24 protein-coding genes and 2 tRNA genes are annotated in these 15,393 nt (G+C 60.7%); 12 read left to right on the top strand and 14 right to left on the bottom strand.

The genetic code is table 11. From position 1 onward, the window contains the following. A partial coding sequence (locus NKI69_RS32945) for a glycosyltransferase (RefSeq protein WP_352723390.1) occupies window positions 1–145 on the bottom strand: 145 nt, incomplete at its 3' end. A gap of 79 nt (window positions 146–224) precedes the next feature. On the opposite strand from NKI69_RS32945, the gene NKI69_RS32940 reads away from it, so the two are divergent. Continuing rightward, window positions 225–989 (top strand): class I SAM-dependent methyltransferase, encoded by a 765-nt coding sequence (locus NKI69_RS32940; protein ID WP_352723388.1) that lies wholly within the window; start codon window positions 225–227, stop codon window positions 987–989. Window positions 990–1,077: 88 nt separating this feature from the next. After that, window positions 1,078–1,854 carry a glycosyltransferase family 25 protein gene (locus NKI69_RS32935; RefSeq protein WP_352723387.1) on the top strand — a complete coding sequence of 259 codons (777 nt, stop codon included), beginning with the start codon at window positions 1,078–1,080 and terminating at the stop codon, window positions 1,852–1,854. Between the two features lie 148 nt (window positions 1,855–2,002). Here NKI69_RS32935 and NKI69_RS32930 read toward each other — a convergent pair whose 3' ends face one another. The 4 genes from NKI69_RS32930 to NKI69_RS32915 all read right to left on the bottom strand — a co-directional run bounded on the left by NKI69_RS32930 (window position 2,003) and on the right by NKI69_RS32915 (window position 6,059). Continuing rightward, window positions 2,003–2,965 carry a glycosyltransferase family 4 protein gene (locus NKI69_RS32930; protein ID WP_352723386.1) on the bottom strand — a complete coding sequence of 321 codons (963 nt, stop codon included), beginning with the start codon at window positions 2,963–2,965 and terminating at the stop codon, window positions 2,003–2,005. 296 nt (window positions 2,966–3,261) lie between these two features. Continuing rightward, window positions 3,262–4,050, bottom strand: coding sequence for a GGDEF domain-containing protein (locus NKI69_RS32925; RefSeq protein WP_023814104.1), 789 nt, complete (start codon window positions 4,048–4,050; stop codon window positions 3,262–3,264). 238 nt (window positions 4,051–4,288) lie between these two features. Beyond that, complete coding sequence (locus NKI69_RS32920; protein ID WP_023814103.1) at window positions 4,289–4,510, bottom strand: hypothetical protein; 222 nt, start codon at window positions 4,508–4,510, stop codon at window positions 4,289–4,291. A gap of 170 nt (window positions 4,511–4,680) precedes the next feature. Beyond that, a protein-coding gene (locus tag NKI69_RS32915; RefSeq protein ID WP_502900215.1) for an IS3 family transposase occupies window positions 4,681–6,059 on the bottom strand; the annotation gives its coding sequence in 2 pieces (ribosomal slippage) (window positions 4,681–5,553 and window positions 5,556–6,059; 1,377 coding nt in all). Between the two features lie 193 nt (window positions 6,060–6,252). Here NKI69_RS32915 and NKI69_RS32910 point away from each other — a divergent pair. From NKI69_RS32910 to NKI69_RS32900, 3 genes are read left to right on the top strand one after another with little or no spacing between them, the layout of a single operon-like run. After that, window positions 6,253–6,531, top strand: a complete 279-nt coding sequence (locus tag NKI69_RS32910) for a hypothetical protein (protein ID WP_245490282.1) — start codon at window positions 6,253–6,255, stop codon at window positions 6,529–6,531. Between the two features lie 4 nt (window positions 6,532–6,535). Then, window positions 6,536–6,817, top strand: coding sequence for a helix-turn-helix domain-containing protein (locus NKI69_RS32905; protein ID WP_031213538.1), 282 nt, complete (start codon window positions 6,536–6,538; stop codon window positions 6,815–6,817). Window positions 6,818–6,856: 39 nt separating this feature from the next. Then, window positions 6,857–7,138: a hypothetical protein gene (locus NKI69_RS32900; RefSeq protein ID WP_023812589.1), complete on the top strand. Its 282-nt coding sequence runs from the start codon at window positions 6,857–6,859 to the stop codon at window positions 7,136–7,138. A gap of 87 nt (window positions 7,139–7,225) precedes the next feature. On the opposite strand, the gene NKI69_RS32895 is transcribed toward NKI69_RS32900, so the two are convergent. Together NKI69_RS32895 and NKI69_RS32890 are read right to left on the bottom strand one after the other, a co-directional pair. Beyond that, window positions 7,226–7,302: transfer RNA gene (locus tag NKI69_RS32895), tRNA-Arg, on the bottom strand. Window positions 7,303–7,349: 47 nt separating this feature from the next. Further along, the gene (locus tag NKI69_RS32890) at window positions 7,350–7,655 is read right to left on the bottom strand and encodes an ETC complex I subunit (protein WP_127260675.1); all 306 of its coding nucleotides are present in this window, start codon (window positions 7,653–7,655) and stop codon (window positions 7,350–7,352) included. A 140-nt stretch (window positions 7,656–7,795) separates the two neighbouring features. On the opposite strand from NKI69_RS32890, the gene NKI69_RS32885 reads away from it, so the two are divergent. Together NKI69_RS32885 and NKI69_RS32880 are read left to right on the top strand one after the other, a co-directional pair. Next, window positions 7,796–7,872: transfer RNA gene (locus NKI69_RS32885), tRNA-Pro, on the top strand. Between the two features lie 101 nt (window positions 7,873–7,973). After that, window positions 7,974–8,255, top strand: coding sequence for a hypothetical protein (locus NKI69_RS32880; RefSeq protein ID WP_023812591.1), 282 nt, complete (start codon window positions 7,974–7,976; stop codon window positions 8,253–8,255). 15 nt (window positions 8,256–8,270) lie between these two features. On the opposite strand, the gene hdaA is transcribed toward NKI69_RS32880, so the two are convergent. The 3 genes from hdaA to NKI69_RS32865 are packed head-to-tail and all read right to left on the bottom strand — an operon-like array spanning window position 8,271 to window position 10,708. Continuing rightward, complete coding sequence (hdaA, locus tag NKI69_RS32875) at window positions 8,271–8,975, bottom strand: DnaA regulatory inactivator HdaA (protein ID WP_352555346.1); 705 nt, start codon at window positions 8,973–8,975, stop codon at window positions 8,271–8,273. Window position 8,976: 1 nt separating this feature from the next. Further along, a complete protein-coding gene (locus NKI69_RS32870) occupies window positions 8,977–10,179 on the bottom strand; it encodes an AI-2E family transporter (RefSeq protein ID WP_352723385.1) in 1,203 nt (400 codons plus the stop codon). Beyond that, window positions 10,151–10,708, bottom strand: coding sequence for a CDP-alcohol phosphatidyltransferase family protein (locus NKI69_RS32865; RefSeq protein WP_352723384.1), 558 nt, complete (start codon window positions 10,706–10,708; stop codon window positions 10,151–10,153). Before NKI69_RS32865 ends, NKI69_RS32870 begins: the two co-directional genes overlap by 29 nt. Before the next feature lie 239 nt (window positions 10,709–10,947). Here NKI69_RS32865 and purM point away from each other — a divergent pair, with 239 nt between their 5' ends. From purM to NKI69_RS32845, 4 genes are read left to right on the top strand one after another with little or no spacing between them, the layout of a single operon-like run. Further along, window positions 10,948–12,027, top strand: a complete 1,080-nt coding sequence (gene purM / locus NKI69_RS32860) for a phosphoribosylformylglycinamidine cyclo-ligase (protein ID WP_352723383.1) — start codon at window positions 10,948–10,950, stop codon at window positions 12,025–12,027. Beyond that, complete coding sequence (gene purN, locus NKI69_RS32855; protein WP_352611867.1) at window positions 12,024–12,737, top strand: phosphoribosylglycinamide formyltransferase; 714 nt, start codon at window positions 12,024–12,026, stop codon at window positions 12,735–12,737. Before purM ends, purN begins: the two co-directional genes overlap by 4 nt. A gap of 53 nt (window positions 12,738–12,790) precedes the next feature. After that, entirely contained in the window at window positions 12,791–13,066 is a 276-nt protein-coding gene (locus NKI69_RS32850) for a type II toxin-antitoxin system ParD family antitoxin (protein WP_352723382.1), read from the top strand. A gap of 4 nt (window positions 13,067–13,070) precedes the next feature. Next, complete coding sequence (locus NKI69_RS32845) at window positions 13,071–13,364, top strand: type II toxin-antitoxin system RelE/ParE family toxin (RefSeq protein WP_352723380.1); 294 nt, start codon at window positions 13,071–13,073, stop codon at window positions 13,362–13,364. Between the two features lie 156 nt (window positions 13,365–13,520). On the opposite strand, the gene NKI69_RS32840 is transcribed toward NKI69_RS32845, so the two are convergent. Continuing rightward, window positions 13,521–13,682 (bottom strand): hypothetical protein, encoded by a 162-nt coding sequence (locus tag NKI69_RS32840; protein WP_352723378.1) that lies wholly within the window; start codon window positions 13,680–13,682, stop codon window positions 13,521–13,523. A 29-nt stretch (window positions 13,683–13,711) separates the two neighbouring features. Between NKI69_RS32840 and NKI69_RS32835 the strand changes: the two genes are divergently transcribed. Further along, a complete protein-coding gene (locus tag NKI69_RS32835) occupies window positions 13,712–14,239 on the top strand; it encodes a SixA phosphatase family protein (protein WP_352723377.1) in 528 nt (175 codons plus the stop codon). A 51-nt stretch (window positions 14,240–14,290) separates the two neighbouring features. Here NKI69_RS32835 and NKI69_RS32830 read toward each other — a convergent pair whose 3' ends face one another. The 3 genes from NKI69_RS32830 to NKI69_RS32820 form a co-directional block, all read right to left on the bottom strand. Next, complete coding sequence (locus NKI69_RS32830; RefSeq protein WP_352723374.1) at window positions 14,291–14,524, bottom strand: DUF680 domain-containing protein; 234 nt, start codon at window positions 14,522–14,524, stop codon at window positions 14,291–14,293. A 410-nt stretch (window positions 14,525–14,934) separates the two neighbouring features. Next, entirely contained in the window at window positions 14,935–15,162 is a 228-nt protein-coding gene (locus tag NKI69_RS32825) for a DUF680 domain-containing protein (protein WP_023812599.1), read from the bottom strand. A gap of 47 nt (window positions 15,163–15,209) precedes the next feature. Further along, the coding region (locus tag NKI69_RS32820; protein WP_352723373.1) for a DUF680 domain-containing protein at window positions 15,210–15,393 on the bottom strand (184 nt) is incomplete at its 5' end.

Here is a 15,393-nt window from a genome sequence, read left to right as displayed (position 1 = left end):
CCCGCAGCGCCGGATCGGCTTTGAGATCGGCCAGGATCCGCGCCGCCTGCTGCGTCGTTTCGAACAAGAAGCCGTTTTCGCCATGTCTGATATGGTCGGAATAGCCTCCATATGAATGGCAGACCACGGGCAACCCGCAGGCCATCGCTCGAACACCACCCGGCCGAACGTCTCAACGTGCGAGCCGGCGCGGAAGTACGCCAAGCGTCTGCGGAAAGGTACCTATGGCTCCACTTGCCAATGGAATCTGGCAACGCTATAGGCTCAGTATGGGAGACACTATCTACAGCAAAAAATTCTTCGTCGAGCGGGCAAAGGAAGTCGGAATTGCTAAGATAATTCTGAAACAAGTGACCGATATTCTGCGACCTACTTCGATTGTTGATCTCGGAACTGGTGTGGGATCGTGGCTTGCTGCCGCTAAGCAGCTAGAGATCACCAATGTACGGGGTCTCGACGGGCCGTGGGTTCCAAGGGAACTCCGCCAGATCGCCGAAAGTGAATTTCTTGCTGTTGATCTGGAAAAACCTCTTCCCGATCTGGGCCGATTTGACATGGCTATCTGCGCGGAGGTGCTGGAACACATATCCGAAGCGGCGTCTGTCAAAGCTGTGAAATGGCTTTGTCAAAGCGCCCCGGCCATTCTATTTTCCGCTGCTGTGCCGCACCAAGGCGGGACCAATCATATCAATGAAGCATGGCACAGTACATGGGCTCACCGGTTCGAGGTTCACGGATTCAAGACCTATGACATAGTACGTCCAATGATATGGGCCGACGGTCGAATTCCTTTCTGGTATCGCCAGAACCTCCTCTTGATGGCGAACGACGAGACCGGCGAAAAGCTAGGTCTCGGTCCAGCAAACCCCGATTATCTCGACTTTATTCATCCAGACAGCTATCTCGGTAGAAGCAACCGGGTGGTCCACTTGGAGAACAAAAGACTGAATGGCAGACTGCGAGCGCTGCGGCGGAGACTATTCGGTTAAGCCCGGCCGTTCCAGGGCGTGGAGGATAGATTCCGGGTCAAGTTCCAAAGCAGTACGACAATTGGTAGATAGCCTGGGGGGGCATCAAATGAAATGTATGGTCATCAACCTTGATCGGTCTCCCGATCGACTTGCCCATGTCACAGTTGAATTCTCGAAGATTGGTGTTTCGTTCGACCGGGTTTCTGCCATAGACGCGTGGCACCGACCGGAGTTTGCCGAGACTTCATCCGGCTTAACCCCGACGGAAATGGCCTGCCTCATGAGCCACAGGGTTTGCTGGAGAATCATCGCGGATGGTGATGGTGCCTTTGGCGCGATCTTCGAGGATGACATCCTTTTGTCCGAAGCGGCTGGCCCGATGCTTTCCAATGATGGATGGATTCCGGCCGACGCGGATATCGTCAAGCTGGAAACGAGCTTAAGGAAGACCGTCATCGCGATGAAGCGCACTTCTGTCAGCCGTGCGTTTTCGGTGGCAAGATTATATGGAATACATTTCGGGTCGGCCGGTTACATCCTTTCCAGGCAAGCGGCGCTCGATCTGATCTCCCGGAGTCTTGATGAACGCGCCGATGAGGTCATCTTCGATCCGTCACTTCCGACGTCGTCAAGCAAAACCATATACCAACTCTTGCCCGCACTGTGTGTGCAACATGATCATGTACGCGAGAAGACCTCCGGGTTGACCAGCCTCCTTAGTGAAGAGCGGCTGGTGAGAGCTAGAGCAAATCCCGCTCCAAAGAGGAGCCCGGTCGAAAAGCTCGTGGTCGAAACGAGGCGTGTAGCACGGCAGATTTTCGATATCTGCCGGCTCAGGCGTGAGAAGACCGTATCCTTTCTCCAGTCGATACCCGAGGCCTGATATCTGTCCGGCCAACAGGATCGGGGAGTGTCATGGGGTCCCGAGGCGCGCGCGGTCTTTCCGAGTTGGTGACACAAGGCGCTCCGCCGGAGCCGGACGTCTGTCGGAACCACGCTCCCGCAATCGACCCCGGCGCTGTTTCGGGCGCCTAGTTCAGATAAAAATCCAGCCGCTGCCGCAGTGCCTGCGGCGAAAACAGCTGCTCGACGGTCTGCCGGGCCTTGAGGCCCACTGCCGCCCGCAGCGCCGGATCGGCTTTGAGATCGGCCAGGATCCGCGCCGCCTGCTGCGTCGTTTCGAACAAGAAGCCGTTTTCGCCATGCCTGATATGGTCGGAATAGCCTCCATATGAATGGCAGACCACGGGCAACCCGCAGGCCATCGCCTCGAACACGACGCGACCGAAGGTTTCCACATGCCAACCGGTGCGATAATAAAACACGTCGAGCGTCTGCAGAAACTCTTCGGCGGAAAATTGGCCGGGTGGCAACAGCTCGAGTTGCGGATGCGGCATGAGGCTGCCCTTGAGCCCTGTCCCTCCCTGAATCCGCAAGGCTGTACCTTCGGCCAGCAATGTCTCGTAAAGGGGTATGTCATCGGGATGATGTTTGCCCGGCCCATCGCGGCTCAAGCGTCCGACGGTGAACGGACGATCCGAATCCAGACGCCGTGGTGAAAAACGTTCGATCTCGATCGGAGAGGGGTGCACCGTGCCGTCGATTTGGAGCAATCGCTTCTGAAAGTCGGAAACAAGCACTATCTCGGCGGTGGGCCATCCCAAGCTCCGAGGCATGCGCGTGGTGAGGTTGAGAACCTTCGGATGAAGGGTGTTGAAGTCGTAGATCAGCCGGCGCGGCCGCGGGATCAGGTAAGGCCACACCTTGTTGCGCCAATGCGCTCCGAGAAAAACGTAAGTGCCGCCATCCGGAACTTTTCGCGTAAGCGGGGAAATACGACGTATCGGGAATTGCCGCATTAATTCATCTGAAGCCCGCGATGACGCAGCCCAAAGGCGCACGTCCGAATCGGCGCTCAACAGCCGATAGAGTTCCAAGGTCTTGAGGTCACTGCCACCGAAAGGATCCTGAAAGCCGTTGAACAAATGGATCATAATAGCTGTGCTTACCTGACCGTTTCCGCCATTGTTCGCCGGCGTCAAAAATCATGATCGCACGTCGGCCGTAACCCTTGGAAACTCAGGAGTGAGAACCGTTTCTGCCGACAACGAAACATCGCCAACGCGGGGGGAGTATACCGGTAAGCGGTTGCAGTCCATGGCCTATCGAGCCGGCATGCTATCCATAAAGATCGGAACCCCGGCATATGACTGTAAGCATCGAAGCGTCGAGAAAGCGGCCTGCGTCGATTTCGAGAGCTTCCCGATCAGCCATCAGCAAATTTATGCCGTCAATGCACGGTGGCGACCCCGGGCGCAGGCGCCGGAGACGTTCCGGCCGGATCGAAGCTGACTTGATCGCGTCCGTTCGACTTGGCCGTGTAAAGCCTTTTGTCGGCAGCGGAGAAGATTTCCTCATAGGTGATCGGGCCGGTAAAGCTTGTGCCGCCGATGCTGACGGAAAGCGGACAAGGCCTGCCGCCGGGTGAGAATTCCATCTCCCTGATACGCCGGCGGATGCTTTCGGCAACCACCCAGGATTGCGAGGGATCCACGCCGGGCAAAAACACGCCGAATTCTTCGCCACCGATGCGGCCGACGATATCGCCCCCACGAAGTTGCCCCTTGATCGCCTGCGCTATCAGTTTGAGTGCCTGATCGCCGCAATCATGACCCAGACGGTCATTGATCGACTTGAAGTGGTCGGCGTCGATGATCAGCAGCGCGCCCGAACGGGTCTGTTCCTGCTTTCGGGTCTGCTCGAGATAAGCTTCGACCAGCATCGAGAAAGCGCCACGGTTCAGCACCGCCGTCAGGCTGTCGGTCGCGGCGATGACGCTGAGGTCGCGCTGCGCGATGGCCAGCTGGCGAATCTTCCACATCAGGAAAAACAAAAAGGAGCCGCCCAGCACCAAAGGCAGCATCAGGTCGGTCATCTGCGCCCGCCACACGGCCTCGGGCGAAAGATAGGGAAAATTGAAGGAATCGACGAAGAACGCCACGGCAATGAAGAATGCCGTACCGACTGCCGTGACAGCGATCACCCTGCCCCAGCTCGTCGGCGACAGATCGAGCTTCATCGCGTTCAACTCCGTTAGCCGTCGCTACTATGACGCACCAACCCCAACAAATTGATAAGACTTTCCCTCCAATTCGATATCGGGCGGCGGAACCAACCCGCCGGCCCTGTCGATGACTTGCGACAGACGCCACAAGACGGCCGCTGGAAAGCAGCCATCCTGTTTCAGAGCTTGAAGGCGTGGGCCAATTGCCGGCCGAGCAAGGGCAAAACGGCGCGCGAAGCCAGACCGCTCGTCGTCAGTTGAGCGTCGGCTCACTCAGCGCATCGACGACAAAGGATGCCGCGATCAGGTCGTCGGCATCGAGGCGCAGGGAGCCTCCGTCGCCTCCCATGGCTGAAGCCACTTTTTGAAAGGTCTTCATTTCATATTCCGTGATCCGGGCGTCCTGCATCCTGGCCTTGAGGTCGGCGATGCGCCGATCCAGAGCCGAAGATATGCCTATTTCTCGCTTCGACATGGCAACACTCCTCCCCACCCTTGTTTGCCTCCCGCCTGTCCACTTTTATATGAGGGTCCGCGAATACAGCGGGCCGAACGCGCCGTGCGCGGGAAGGTTCCGAAAAGGCAGAGTAACGAAATAATACGCTGGCCCCAGCCGACTGAACTGACCCCTTAAAGTTGGACGGTTTAAGGTGGCGGCAGATTTAAGGGCTGGGTTCTGTATTGCACAGGGCTAAGCCCTTTCAGTTTCAGTTTGATGCGATCATGATTGTAGTAGTGGATGTAATCCTCGATGCTGGCCTTGAGGCTCTGAACGTTCTCGAAGGTATTGGGGTAGAAGAGCTCGGATTTGAGTGTTGCGAAGAAGCTCTCGATAGGTGCGTTGTCGAGGCAATTGCCTTTGCGTGACATGCTCTGGGCAATGCCTCGTGCCTGGAGCCTGCGCTGGTAGGCAGGCGTCTGATACTGCCATCCCTGATCGGAGTGTAGGGTGGGCCGTTGGGTTTGGTCGAGCCGGTCCAGCGCTCTTGCGAGCATATTTTCCACCAGCTTGAAGAGCGGTCGCCTTGCGGTCTCGAAGGCGATGATCTCGCCATTATAAAGGTCCATGACCGGTGAGAGATAGAGCTTGTCGCCCGCCAGGTTGAACTCCGTCACATCGGTCACCCATTTATGGTTGGCGCTGTCAGCGTTGAACTGGCGTTGAATGAGATCGGGAGCCGTCCTTCCGATGCCGCCTTTGTAGGAGCGATACTTCTTCGGCCTGACCAGCGACTTCAATCCCATCTCCACCATCCGACACTGCACCGCCTTGTGATTGACGACATGACCGAGCCGGCGCAGTGCAGCAGCCACCCGGCGATAACCGTAGCGGCCCTTGTGGCTGTCGAAGACGGCTCTGATCTTCTCCTTGAGACCAGCATGGCGGTCGACGCGGGACGCCTTCTGTCGATAGTAGAACGTGCTGCGGGAAAGCCCTGCCAGTTTGAGCAGACCATCGAGCGGATAGAGCAGCCTTAACGCTTGGACAGCTTGCGCTTTTTGGGCGCGTGTCCCTGCGTTAAGGCCTCCAGTTTTTTTAGGTAGGCGTTCTCCATGCGCAGATGGTTCAGTTCCGCAAGCAGCTCTTCGCGGCTCTTGGTCTCATCACTCTGCGCCACGGGCGGCTCGCCAGGCGACGGCGGGTCTGACATCGATCGCGGCCTTCCTCTGCGGCGCGGCGCGAGCGCCTCTATCCCACCGGCTTCGTAGCGCCTCTCCCAGTCCGGAAGGCAGCCGGCGTTGCGGATATTGAACAGCGCGGCCGTCTGTCGGCAGGACAGTCCATCCTCCCACATCCGGTGCAGAACCGACAGCTTGAACTCGCCGTCATAGTGGCTGAGCTTGCGAGCGAGGCCGGCAACCCCGTGCGCTTGATAGCTCGCAACCCATTTGCGTACCGTCGCAGCATCTACGCCGTCGGCTGCACCGGCGCTCGCATAGCTCTCTTCACCACTCAAATAACGATCAACAACAGTGCGCTTCAAACTCTCGCTGTTTGGACATGAAAACCCCCGAAGGTTGATGTCCAACTTTCGGGGGTCAGTTCACGACTGCCCGGCCACGCTAAATCCCCTCATCACCATGACAGAGCTGAACAGCTTGCGGTATTTACCGCTGTCGTGGCGTTCCTGGATGGAAAGAGGTGATTCCGTGACTTGCTATATAAGGCATAGCTAATCCTTGACGCCAGCCGGATGCCGCCCCAGAATCAGAAGCATGGCAATAAAGGTCGGCGACGAAGTGGCGGTCATGGCGACGGTGCTGAAGCGCGTCACGGAAGACCGCGTCAGCGTGTCGATCCCCGGTTACAATTTTCCGCATTCGGTCATTGGTCCAGCGACCAAGCTGACCGAGGGCCAGCCGATGGAATTATCCGGCGACGTTACGCAGATCGAGGGCGACAAGGTCACGGTGTCGTTCGGACAATGGTCACCGTGGGTCTGGACAAGGTGCACCTGGTGCAAAGCCACCTCCCGCCGAAGCGAAGGGATCTGAGGATGTGAACACGCGAAGCTCCACCGTCTCAGGGATCCAGCCCCTTACGTCCCAGCAGTGCAGAGCCGCACGAGCGATGCTGAAATGGTCGCAGGTGCGACTCGCCGCGAAGTGCGGCCTTAGCGAAGGAACGATCGGCAGTTTCGAGAGCGGACGAAGGATTCCGAGTTCGGCCAAGCTGGCTGCCATCCGTCGAGGGTTGGAGGCAGCGGGCGTGGTTTTCATCGATCAGAAGGTTGCAAGGACCAAGAGCGGTCCGCCTCGTCAAACTATCGGCGGAACATAATTTAGATATCGCTGTTAGATCCCAAACGGGAGGCGCGCGATGTTCAAAGGTGAAATCGGCATTGTTTCGGACTGGTCGAAATTGGTGGCGGACGATCCTCTGATCGCCGCCGATATTGCCCAGCGTCTTTCTCTGCTCGCTTGCAATGACAACACTCCCGCTGCCGCCGACGGCCCGTCGCCCGGCACCGAAACATTTCGAAATCCCCACTTTGCCGGCCTCGCGACACCCGCCGAATATCCTCGCCCGATCGTGCTTCTAGCCACGATCTATGCGTCGACGGTCCTGGGGGTAACGCTGCTTCTGGCGGCGGCGGTTTGAGCGCACGAGGCCTGGTGCCGCTCTCTGAAAGCCCATGTCTCTGGTATAAACCGTGACCTAAGTGTCCGGAATGGACCCGAAAGGCTTTGGCGATCCCGACAGGATTCGAACCTGTGACCATCGGCTTAGAAGGCCGGTGCTCTATCCAGCTGAGCTACGGGACCGCTGGCCGGCCTTTGGGCCGGGTGGATATTTTGGCGCTGGCCGCCGTTCAATGCGTCCAGGGCGTCCTGCGGTCATAGCGGAAATTCTCCGCATAGGAAATCTGGCGGCGCTTGGTCTCTTTCGGCTCTTCGACGCGGAAAGCGAGCCCTTGCTTTTCGGCGTAGGCCACCGCCTCTTCCCGCGTGTCGAAGCTAAGCCTGATCTGGCTTCTCATGTCTGCCGACGTCGTATAGCCCATCAGCGGGTCGATCTTCTTGCGCGACTCGGGATCGAATTCCAGCACCCAGTGGCCGGTCTTGGCCTTGCCGGACTGCATCGCGGTTTTGGCTGGGCTGAAAATGCGCGCGGACATGGCCACCTCGTTCTTGTGCAAGGCAGCATCGCCACCCTTTGCCCGTCATTACTGCGCAATGCGCATGGCGGCAAGGTTTTTGCTCTCGCAGGTTTTTGCACTTGCCATGCACCACCGAAATGAATAGGCAACAGACCGTTCGGAGTGTAGCGCAGCCTGGTAGCGCATCTGGTTTGGGACCAGAGGGTCGGGAGTTCGAATCTCTCCACTCCGACCATCCCCTCACAGCCCAATGCCCGGCGCAGCCATATGCTCACTTGCTCCGGCTCCGGTCGTGCATCCGGCAGCCGCGGGCCGGTTCGGCAAACAGGGGTTCAGATGCTTGGAATCGATGCCTGGGTGTCGCTTTTCGGACCGGCCTACTTTGCCTATGCCGGCATCACCGTTCCGTTCATGGTGACGTGGGCAATTGCCTGCGCCGCGCTGGCGATGTGGAACAACCGTGAAAGCCGCAGACAGGCGAGGCAGGCCCCAGGCGCTGTCGTCTCCCGCTCCTGGCGTATCAGTATCGGAATGTTTGTGCTGGTCGCCGCCGGCTATATCGCCGCTCACTCTGCCGTCTACCTCGCGGTGCGTCATTTCGCCAGAATGTGGCTCTGAGACTGGCCTCTCAGGCTAAATCTCGAATTCGCCCTGCCCTTCGTCCATGGCGTTGACGGTTTCGGCTGCCAGCGCCCTGGTGATCGGGGTCTTGCGTTCGAGCGCGGTCCGGTCGAGCCGCTCAACCACGCGCATCGCTGTCGCCAGCGAGCGCTCGATACGGCGGACCAGATACTGCACGACATGCGGTTCGACCTCGATCTGACGGTCGGCGAAGAGTTTTGTGATGACGCCGGCGAGCAGGAGATCGTCGGGCTCATGAATTTCCACTGTCGCCGCCGCTTTCAGCCGTGAGGCGAGATCAGGCAGCGTGACGCCCCAGGCGGACGGGAAGCGGCGCGCCGTCAGGAGCAGCGCCGACCCGGCACCACGCACCGCATTGATCAGATGGAACAGGCCCTGTTCATCGACCGCGCCGGTATCGACATCGTCGATCAGTGCCGGCCGCGCGCCGAGATTGGCAATGCTGTCGCCGATGCGCCTGGCGTCGACCGCCACCGCATCGGCACGCGCGCGCCAGATCGAGGCCAGATGCGTCTTGCCCGAACCCGCGGGACCGGCCAGCACCACCACCGGCGATGGCCAGTCCGGCCAGCGGTCGACCAGCGCCACCGCCTGGTTGTTGGTGCCGGAGACGACGAGTTCGTCGCGCGAATAGCCGGTGCCATGGCCGAGATCGAGCGGCAACTGGCGTGGCGGGTCGGTTGGCTGGGCAGTCACTTCAGCGACGCGGTTGCGTGCGGTGGCCGCCGCCGCGATCGGCTGGAAGCTGCGGCACAGGTGCCGCGCCGCGGCCCTTGTAGAGCGGCGATTCGAGATAGCGGGCAATGGCGAACCGCACCAGCACGGCGACGGCCGCAGAAGCCGGCACCGCGATCAACAAGCCGACGAAGCCGAACAGCGCACCGAAGGCAAAAAGCGAAAACATCAGCCATACCGGGTGCAGGCCGACGCTTTTGCCGACCAGCCGCGGCTGCAGGATGTTGCCCTCGATGAACTGACCGATGAAGAACACGACCGCGACGGCGACGATCATCGTCCAGTCCGGCCAGAACTGGACGAAGGCGACGCCGACGGCCAGCACCAGCCCGGTCAGCGAGCCGACATAAGGGATGAAGGAAATCAGCCCGGCGAACAGGCCGATGAGGATGCCGAAATTCAGCCCGGTCAGCGTCAGCCCGGTGGCATACATGGCGCCCAGCACCAGGCACAGCGTGCCTTGGCCGCGCACGAAGCCGGCGGTTGCGGTGTTGATGTCACGCGCGATGGCGCGCACGGTCGCGACGTTGTCGCGCGGCACCCAACCGTCGATGACCGCCACCATGCGGTCCCAGTCGAGCAGCATGTAGAAGGCGACCACCGGCGTCACCACGAACAGGCTTACCACCGAGACCAGCGCCATGCCGGAACTCCACAGCGAGGTGAAGACGGTGGTGATCAGGCCGAAGCCCGAGGTCAGCAGCGAATTCAGCCCGTCGCGCAAGCTATTGGCGTTGACGCCGAACTTCTGTTCCAGCCATTTCGGATCGAACGAGGTGATCAGGCTTTGCAGCCGGGTCAGATATTCCGGCAATTTGCCGGCGAAATCGGCCATCTGCGTGGCCAGAACCGGAATGAGGATGACAAAGGCCAGCACCAGCACGATGAGGAAGGTGATGAGGATGACCACCGTCGCCATGAAACGGGACAGGCCGAGCCGCTGCAGCCGGTCGGCAACGGGATCGAGGAAATAGGCAAGCACCATGCCGGCGACGAAGGGCAGCAGGATGGCGCTGAAAACATAGAGGAAAAGCGCCAGCAGCGCGGCACCGGCCAGCCAGAAGAAGATCTGGCGGCGAAAGGTCGCGGACGCGGCGGTGTCGGCGGCCGCGGCCTCGATCGCTGCCGCTTCTGTCTCAGATGTCCGGAGTGGAGCCTTCGCCATAGCCGCTCATGTGCCTCAGCCAAGTCACGAGATAGGCTGCGGCCGAAGCCACGGTCAAGACCCCGGACAGCAATATGAGAACTGACCTCAGCGGGTCGAGGTGAACGGCAAGGGCAAGTTCTCCCAGCACAAGCGCGGCCAGCACGATCTGGATCGCGGTGTTGGCCTTCGACACGAACAACGGTTTCATCTCGACCGGATGGGTCATGACGGCGGACAACACCACCGCGCAGACGATCAACGCGTCGCGCGACACCATGATGACGACAAGCCACAGCGGCAATTGCCCGATGAAGCTCATGACAACGAACACCGAAACAAGCAGCAGCTTGTCGGCCACCGGGTCGAGATAGGCGCCGAGGGTGGATTGCTGGTTGAAACGGCGGGCGATGAACCCGTCGACGCCGTCGGAAATGCCGGCGACGAGGAACCCGGCAAAAGCCCAGTCCCAGCGCGCCTGCAGCATCGCCAGCACCACCGTCGGCACCAGGATAAGGCGCAGGATGGTGATCAGGTTGGGGATGGTCAAATGCTTGGCACCTCCTCTTGGTCGGAGATAGATGATGAAGATGGCGGGTGGCAACAAGGGAGAAGCTGCCGATCTCCCGCACAGGAGAGCGGCTTTCAGCCCGGCTTTCGCCAATCACGAGCGCCTATACGCGCGCGCCGTCCACGGTTTTATGGGCCGAGATGGCCGTTATCCTTGCGGACAGAAACCGTTCATGCGAAGAGCCCGCGACAAGGAAAATTGTTGAACGGGCACCAGAAATGAGCAAGCGCGACGTGAACAAGCGCAAGAACGGGCTCACCTATGCCGAGGCCGGTGTCGATATCGATGCCGGCAATCTCATGGTCGAGAAGATCAAGCCGCTGGTGCGCGCGACGCGCCGGCCGGGCGCCGATGGTGAGATCGGCGGTTTCGGAGGCCTGTTCGACCTCAAGGCCGCGGGCTTTACCGACCCGGTGCTGGTGGCGGCCAATGACGGCGTCGGCACCAAGCTCAAGATCGCCATCGATGCCGGCAAGCACGACACAATCGGCATCGACCTCGTCGCCATGTGCGTCAACGACATCGTCGTGCAAGGTGCCGAACCGCTGTTCTTCCTCGACTATTTCGCCACCGGCAAGCTCGATCCCAACCAGGGTGCCGCGATCGTCGGCGGCATTGCCGAGGGCTGCCGCCAGGCCGGCTGCGCGCTGATCGGCGGCGAGACGGCCGAGATGCCCGGCATGTATCACGGCAATGATTACGACCTGGCCGGCTTTGCGGTGGGCGCCGCCGAACGCGGCCAATTGCTGCCCACCGACGATATTGTCGAAGGCGACGTGCTGCTGGGCCTGGCTTCCTCTGGCTTGCACTCGAACGGATATTCGCTGGTGCGCCGCATCGTCGCCATCAGCGGTCTGTCGTGGAGCGATCCGGCGCCGTTCGCCGACGAGGCCACGCTGGCCGAGGCGCTGCTCGAGCCGACCCGCATCTACGTCAAGTCGATTCTCAAGGCGATCCGCAACACGCATGGTATCAAGGCGCTCGCCCACATCACCGGCGGCGGCTTCCCGGAAAACATCCCGCGCGTGCTGCCCAAGGATTTTTCGGCCGAACTCGACCTCGAGGCGATCGACGTTCCTGCCGTGTTTTCGTGGCTGGCCAAGACCGGCGGCGTGGCGCCGGAAGAGATGATGCGCACCTTCAATTGCGGCATCGGCATGATTCTGGCAGTCGCATCCGGCCAGGCAGCACAGGTCGCCGCCGTGCTGCAGGAGGCCGGCGAGACGGTGACGCCGATCGGCCGCATCGTGCCGCGCCGCGACGCCGGGGTCATCTATCGAGGCTCGATCGGCCTATGAGCGCGCAGAGGAAACGCACCGTCGTCCTGATCTCGGGACGCGGCTCCAACATGACCGCGCTGATTGCCGCGGCCAGCGACCCGGCGTTCCCGGCCGAGATCGTCGGTGTCATTTCCGACAAGGCGGATGCCGCCGGGCTCGGCATCGCCAGGGCGCGCGGCATCGCCACGCAGGTCGTCTCGCGTGCCGACCATGGCAGCAAGCAGGCGCATGACGCGGCAATAGACGCGGCGCTCGCGGCCTTCAACGCCGAGATCGTGGCGCTGGCTGGCTACATGCGCATCCTCACCCCCGGCTTCGTCCAGAGATGGCAGGGCCGCATGATCAACATCCACCCTGCCCTGCTGCCCGCTTTCAAGGGGCTCGACACCCATGCGCGCGCACTGGCCGCCGGCATCCGCATTCATGGCTGCACCGTGCACTTCGTCACCTCAGAGATGGATGACGGCCCGATCATCGCGCAGGCAGCCGTACCGGTGATGGTCGGCGACACCGCCGATACTTTGGCAGCCCGCGTGCTGAAGGCCGAGCACCGGCTTTATCCGCTGGCATTGGGGCTGGTCGCCGAGGGCAAGGCGCGCATGGAGGCCGGCCGCACCGTGCTTGCCCACTTTGCCGACGATGCCGACAACGGCATTTCGGTGGTGATGGCCCCCGACCCGCTGCGCGAAGAAACCGACCTCGAACATCTGGCGCGCATTACGCCTTGAAACCTTGAGGACGGTAGCAAATATTGCTACCTTCTGGCCAAGGAGACAGTTCGATGGCGACAGTCGAAAAAGTCAGCGTGGCGCTTTCCCCGGAACTGCTGGAGATGGTCAAGGACGCCGTTGACAGCGGGCGCTATGGTTCGGCAAGCGAAGTGATCCGGGAGGCACTGCGAGAATGGCGGCTGCGCCAGCCCTTGCGCGAGGCCGAGGCGGAGCGATTGCGCAGGGCATGGACGGAGGGACTGGAGAGCGGCCCGTTCGCTGCTTTCGACATCGAGGACATCAAGCGGAAGGCCCGCGGCCGGCTCGTCGACGCTGTCAAGAAATAGGCCAATGGCAGGCGTGCAGATCATTCGCAGCCCGGCGGCGGAAGATGATCTTATCGACATCTGGCTCGCCATTGCCGAGCACAGCCCCCGTGCCGCCGATCATGTTCTGGATGCCATCGCCGAGCGCATCCTGCAGCTTACCGTTTTTCCCGAGTCCGGACCCCGAAGACCCGATATCGGCGCCGATACGCGAGCGCTGACCATCGGCAATTATCTAATTCTTTATCGTCGCGCCGAGGGCCGGATCGAAATTGTGCGCATCGTGCATGGCGCGCGCGATGTCTCAACGTTGTTCTAGGATCCGGAGCATGGATGTTTTCGATAGCGCGGTTCGAACAAAAGGCGATCTGGCCGGCGTGTTCGAATATAGTGGGTCGGGAGATCCGCACGCGACGGCGTATTTTTATCTCTATCGGGCCCAAGGCAACGCGCCAGGCTCAGTCGTTGATGCCATTCACATACGACCGGGCGTCTGGGCTATCAGCGCGCCGGATATTGCCATCGATGGGACAAGGGTGAGCGGCGTGTCAGGCTGTTTATCTTCGGAACCCTTTCCGCGACCTTCGATACCGAAGCCGGTACAAAGCACGGCGGCGGATATGGCAAAGACTTTCATGCCGACATTCCCTGGTCGGAATCAAATTGATGAGAGAGCTACTCCTCCTCCGTCACGCCAAATCGAGCTGGGACGACCCTGATCTCGATGATTTCGACCGGCCTTTGGCCGAACGCGGGGTTAAGGCGGCGTGCTTGATGGGACGCGAGCTTGCAGCGCGCGGCTGGCTGCCGGACCTGGCGCTGGTGTCGCCGGCACCGCGCACCCGCGACACCTGGCGGCTTGTGGCGGCGGAGCTGCCCGTGCCACCCCGGATCGCATTCAAGGCGCTGTACGATGCTTCAGCGGCGGACATTCTGAGCCAGATTGGTCAAACCGCCGCTTCAAGCGGCAGCTTGCTGGTAATTGGCCACAATCCGGGCCTGGAACATTTGGCCAGACAGCTTGCCGGGCCGGGGTCAGACGCCAAGGCGCTCAAGAGACTTGAGGAGAAATTCCCGACGGCAGCCCTGGCCCGGGTGGTCTTCGAAGGCGATTGGTCCGTCGTGTCCCCCGCCCGGTTGACACATTGCCTGCGGCCGAAGGACCTGGGCCTGCGGCCGAAGGACCTGGGCTAGCGTCCATGGCAGGTGCGGCAGGCCAAGCCCACCGCACGCCCGCTTGAGCCGTCAGTTTCCCCAGTTGCCCTGGCCGGATTCCGGCTGGACCGAATCGGGCCTCAGCGTGAGGTCGCGGTGCTTGACCAGCCTGTGGGTCGAAGCCGTGTAACTGTGGTCGACATTGACCGCGTGCGAGGTGACGGCCGGCTGATTGACATTGTCCGAACCATAGTTGTCGCTGCCGGCATAAGCGGTGCCAGTGGCAACGAGGATGGCGGCGGCGGTAAGAGCGATCCTGGTCATTTTATTTACTCCGGTATTCCTGTTCCTGTCCGTCTAGTGGCGTGCCCTTGGGAGGAATTTCGCGTCGCTCGGACAGCCTCGATCTGGGTTTTTCGTGCGCCGACTTCCAATCACGAAGACGTCCCCTCACGCGCGAAATCCGGACCTCGAACGTGGGCCAAGGTGTTGAGCTCACCCTGTTTTATCAATTGATCTCAAACGCTTATAAGGGGGATACCTGACGCACGGTGCGGCGGTTCGTCGAGCCAGCGCTCGCCATCCGTTCACGATTCGTCAACATAAATTGAACCAGTTGGTTCGATTACGATCGGCGCCCGACACTGGCGCGGTCGGCCGAAATCCTGCTCATGCAAAAAAACAAGAGCGGCGGGCAAAGCCCACCGCTCTTTGTGGTCGCAGACTTCAGAAAATCAACGACCCCAGATGCCTTGGCCCGACTGAGCCGGCACGTTGGCATTGGCATCACCCTGCGTCTTCACGGACTTCGGGATCGAGCCGGTGTGCGTGGTGTCGATGTTGGACACGGACTGGTTCGCAACCGGCTGGTTGGCATTGTAAGAGCCATAATTGTCGCTGCCGGCAAAAGCGGTGCCCGTGGCAACGAGGATGGCGGCGGCGGTGAGTGCGATCTTGGTCATTTTAATTACTCCTGAGTTCAAGGTTAGGTTGATATCGGCAGTCGCGATTAGCGGCCGAAGAGATTGCGGTCAGCGCCCTGCGACGCTGGCGCCTGGACGGTCTGCGTCGACTTCGAGACCGAAGCGGTGATCGAATGGTCGACAGCGACGGCAGGCTGATTGGCGTTGGCCGAGCCATAGTTGTCGCTGCCGGCAAAAGCAGTGCCCGTGGCAACGAGGATGGCGGCGGCG

The organism is Mesorhizobium sp. M0491, from assembly GCF_040321265.1.
GTDB lineage: Bacteria > Pseudomonadota > Alphaproteobacteria > Rhizobiales > Rhizobiaceae > Mesorhizobium.
This window is presented reverse-complemented; position numbering and strand designations above follow the sequence as displayed.

Excerpts from the sequence above, each read along its gene's own strand:
- NKI69_RS32930 (WP_352723386.1), bottom strand. The coding sequence starts at position 2,965 with ATGATCCATTTGTTCAACGGCTTTCAGGATCCTTTCGGTGGCAGTGAC.
- NKI69_RS32900 (WP_023812589.1), top strand. The coding sequence starts at position 6,857 with ATGTTCAAAGGTGAAATCGGCATTGTTTCGGACTGGTCGAAATTGGTG.
- purM (WP_352723383.1), top strand. The coding sequence starts at position 10,948 with ATGAGCAAGCGCGACGTGAACAAGCGCAAGAACGGGCTCACCTATGCC.
- NKI69_RS32850 (WP_352723382.1), top strand. The coding sequence starts at position 12,791 with ATGGCGACAGTCGAAAAAGTCAGCGTGGCGCTTTCCCCGGAACTGCTG.
- NKI69_RS32840 (WP_352723378.1), bottom strand. The coding sequence starts at position 13,682 with ATGAAAGTCTTTGCCATATCCGCCGCCGTGCTTTGTACCGGCTTCGGT.
- NKI69_RS32880 (WP_023812591.1), top strand. The coding sequence starts at position 7,974 with ATGCTTGGAATCGATGCCTGGGTGTCGCTTTTCGGACCGGCCTACTTT.
- purN (WP_352611867.1), top strand. The coding sequence starts at position 12,024 with ATGAGCGCGCAGAGGAAACGCACCGTCGTCCTGATCTCGGGACGCGGC.
- NKI69_RS32910 (WP_245490282.1), top strand. The coding sequence starts at position 6,253 with ATGGCAATAAAGGTCGGCGACGAAGTGGCGGTCATGGCGACGGTGCTG.
- NKI69_RS32825 (WP_023812599.1), bottom strand. The coding sequence starts at position 15,162 with ATGACCAAGATCGCACTCACCGCCGCCGCCATCCTCGTTGCCACGGGC.
- NKI69_RS32845 (WP_352723380.1), top strand. The coding sequence starts at position 13,071 with ATGGCAGGCGTGCAGATCATTCGCAGCCCGGCGGCGGAAGATGATCTT.
- NKI69_RS32935 (WP_352723387.1), top strand. The coding sequence starts at position 1,078 with ATGAAATGTATGGTCATCAACCTTGATCGGTCTCCCGATCGACTTGCC.
- NKI69_RS32870 (WP_352723385.1), bottom strand. The coding sequence starts at position 10,179 with ATGGCGAAGGCTCCACTCCGGACATCTGAGACAGAAGCGGCAGCGATC.
- NKI69_RS32940 (WP_352723388.1), top strand. The coding sequence starts at position 225 with ATGGCTCCACTTGCCAATGGAATCTGGCAACGCTATAGGCTCAGTATG.
- NKI69_RS32890 (WP_127260675.1), bottom strand. The coding sequence starts at position 7,655 with ATGTCCGCGCGCATTTTCAGCCCAGCCAAAACCGCGATGCAGTCCGGC.
- NKI69_RS32835 (WP_352723377.1), top strand. The coding sequence starts at position 13,712 with ATGAGAGAGCTACTCCTCCTCCGTCACGCCAAATCGAGCTGGGACGAC.
- NKI69_RS32830 (WP_352723374.1), bottom strand. The coding sequence starts at position 14,524 with ATGACCAGGATCGCTCTTACCGCCGCCGCCATCCTCGTTGCCACTGGC.
- NKI69_RS32920 (WP_023814103.1), bottom strand. The coding sequence starts at position 4,510 with ATGTCGAAGCGAGAAATAGGCATATCTTCGGCTCTGGATCGGCGCATC.
- NKI69_RS32925 (WP_023814104.1), bottom strand. The coding sequence starts at position 4,050 with ATGAAGCTCGATCTGTCGCCGACGAGCTGGGGCAGGGTGATCGCTGTC.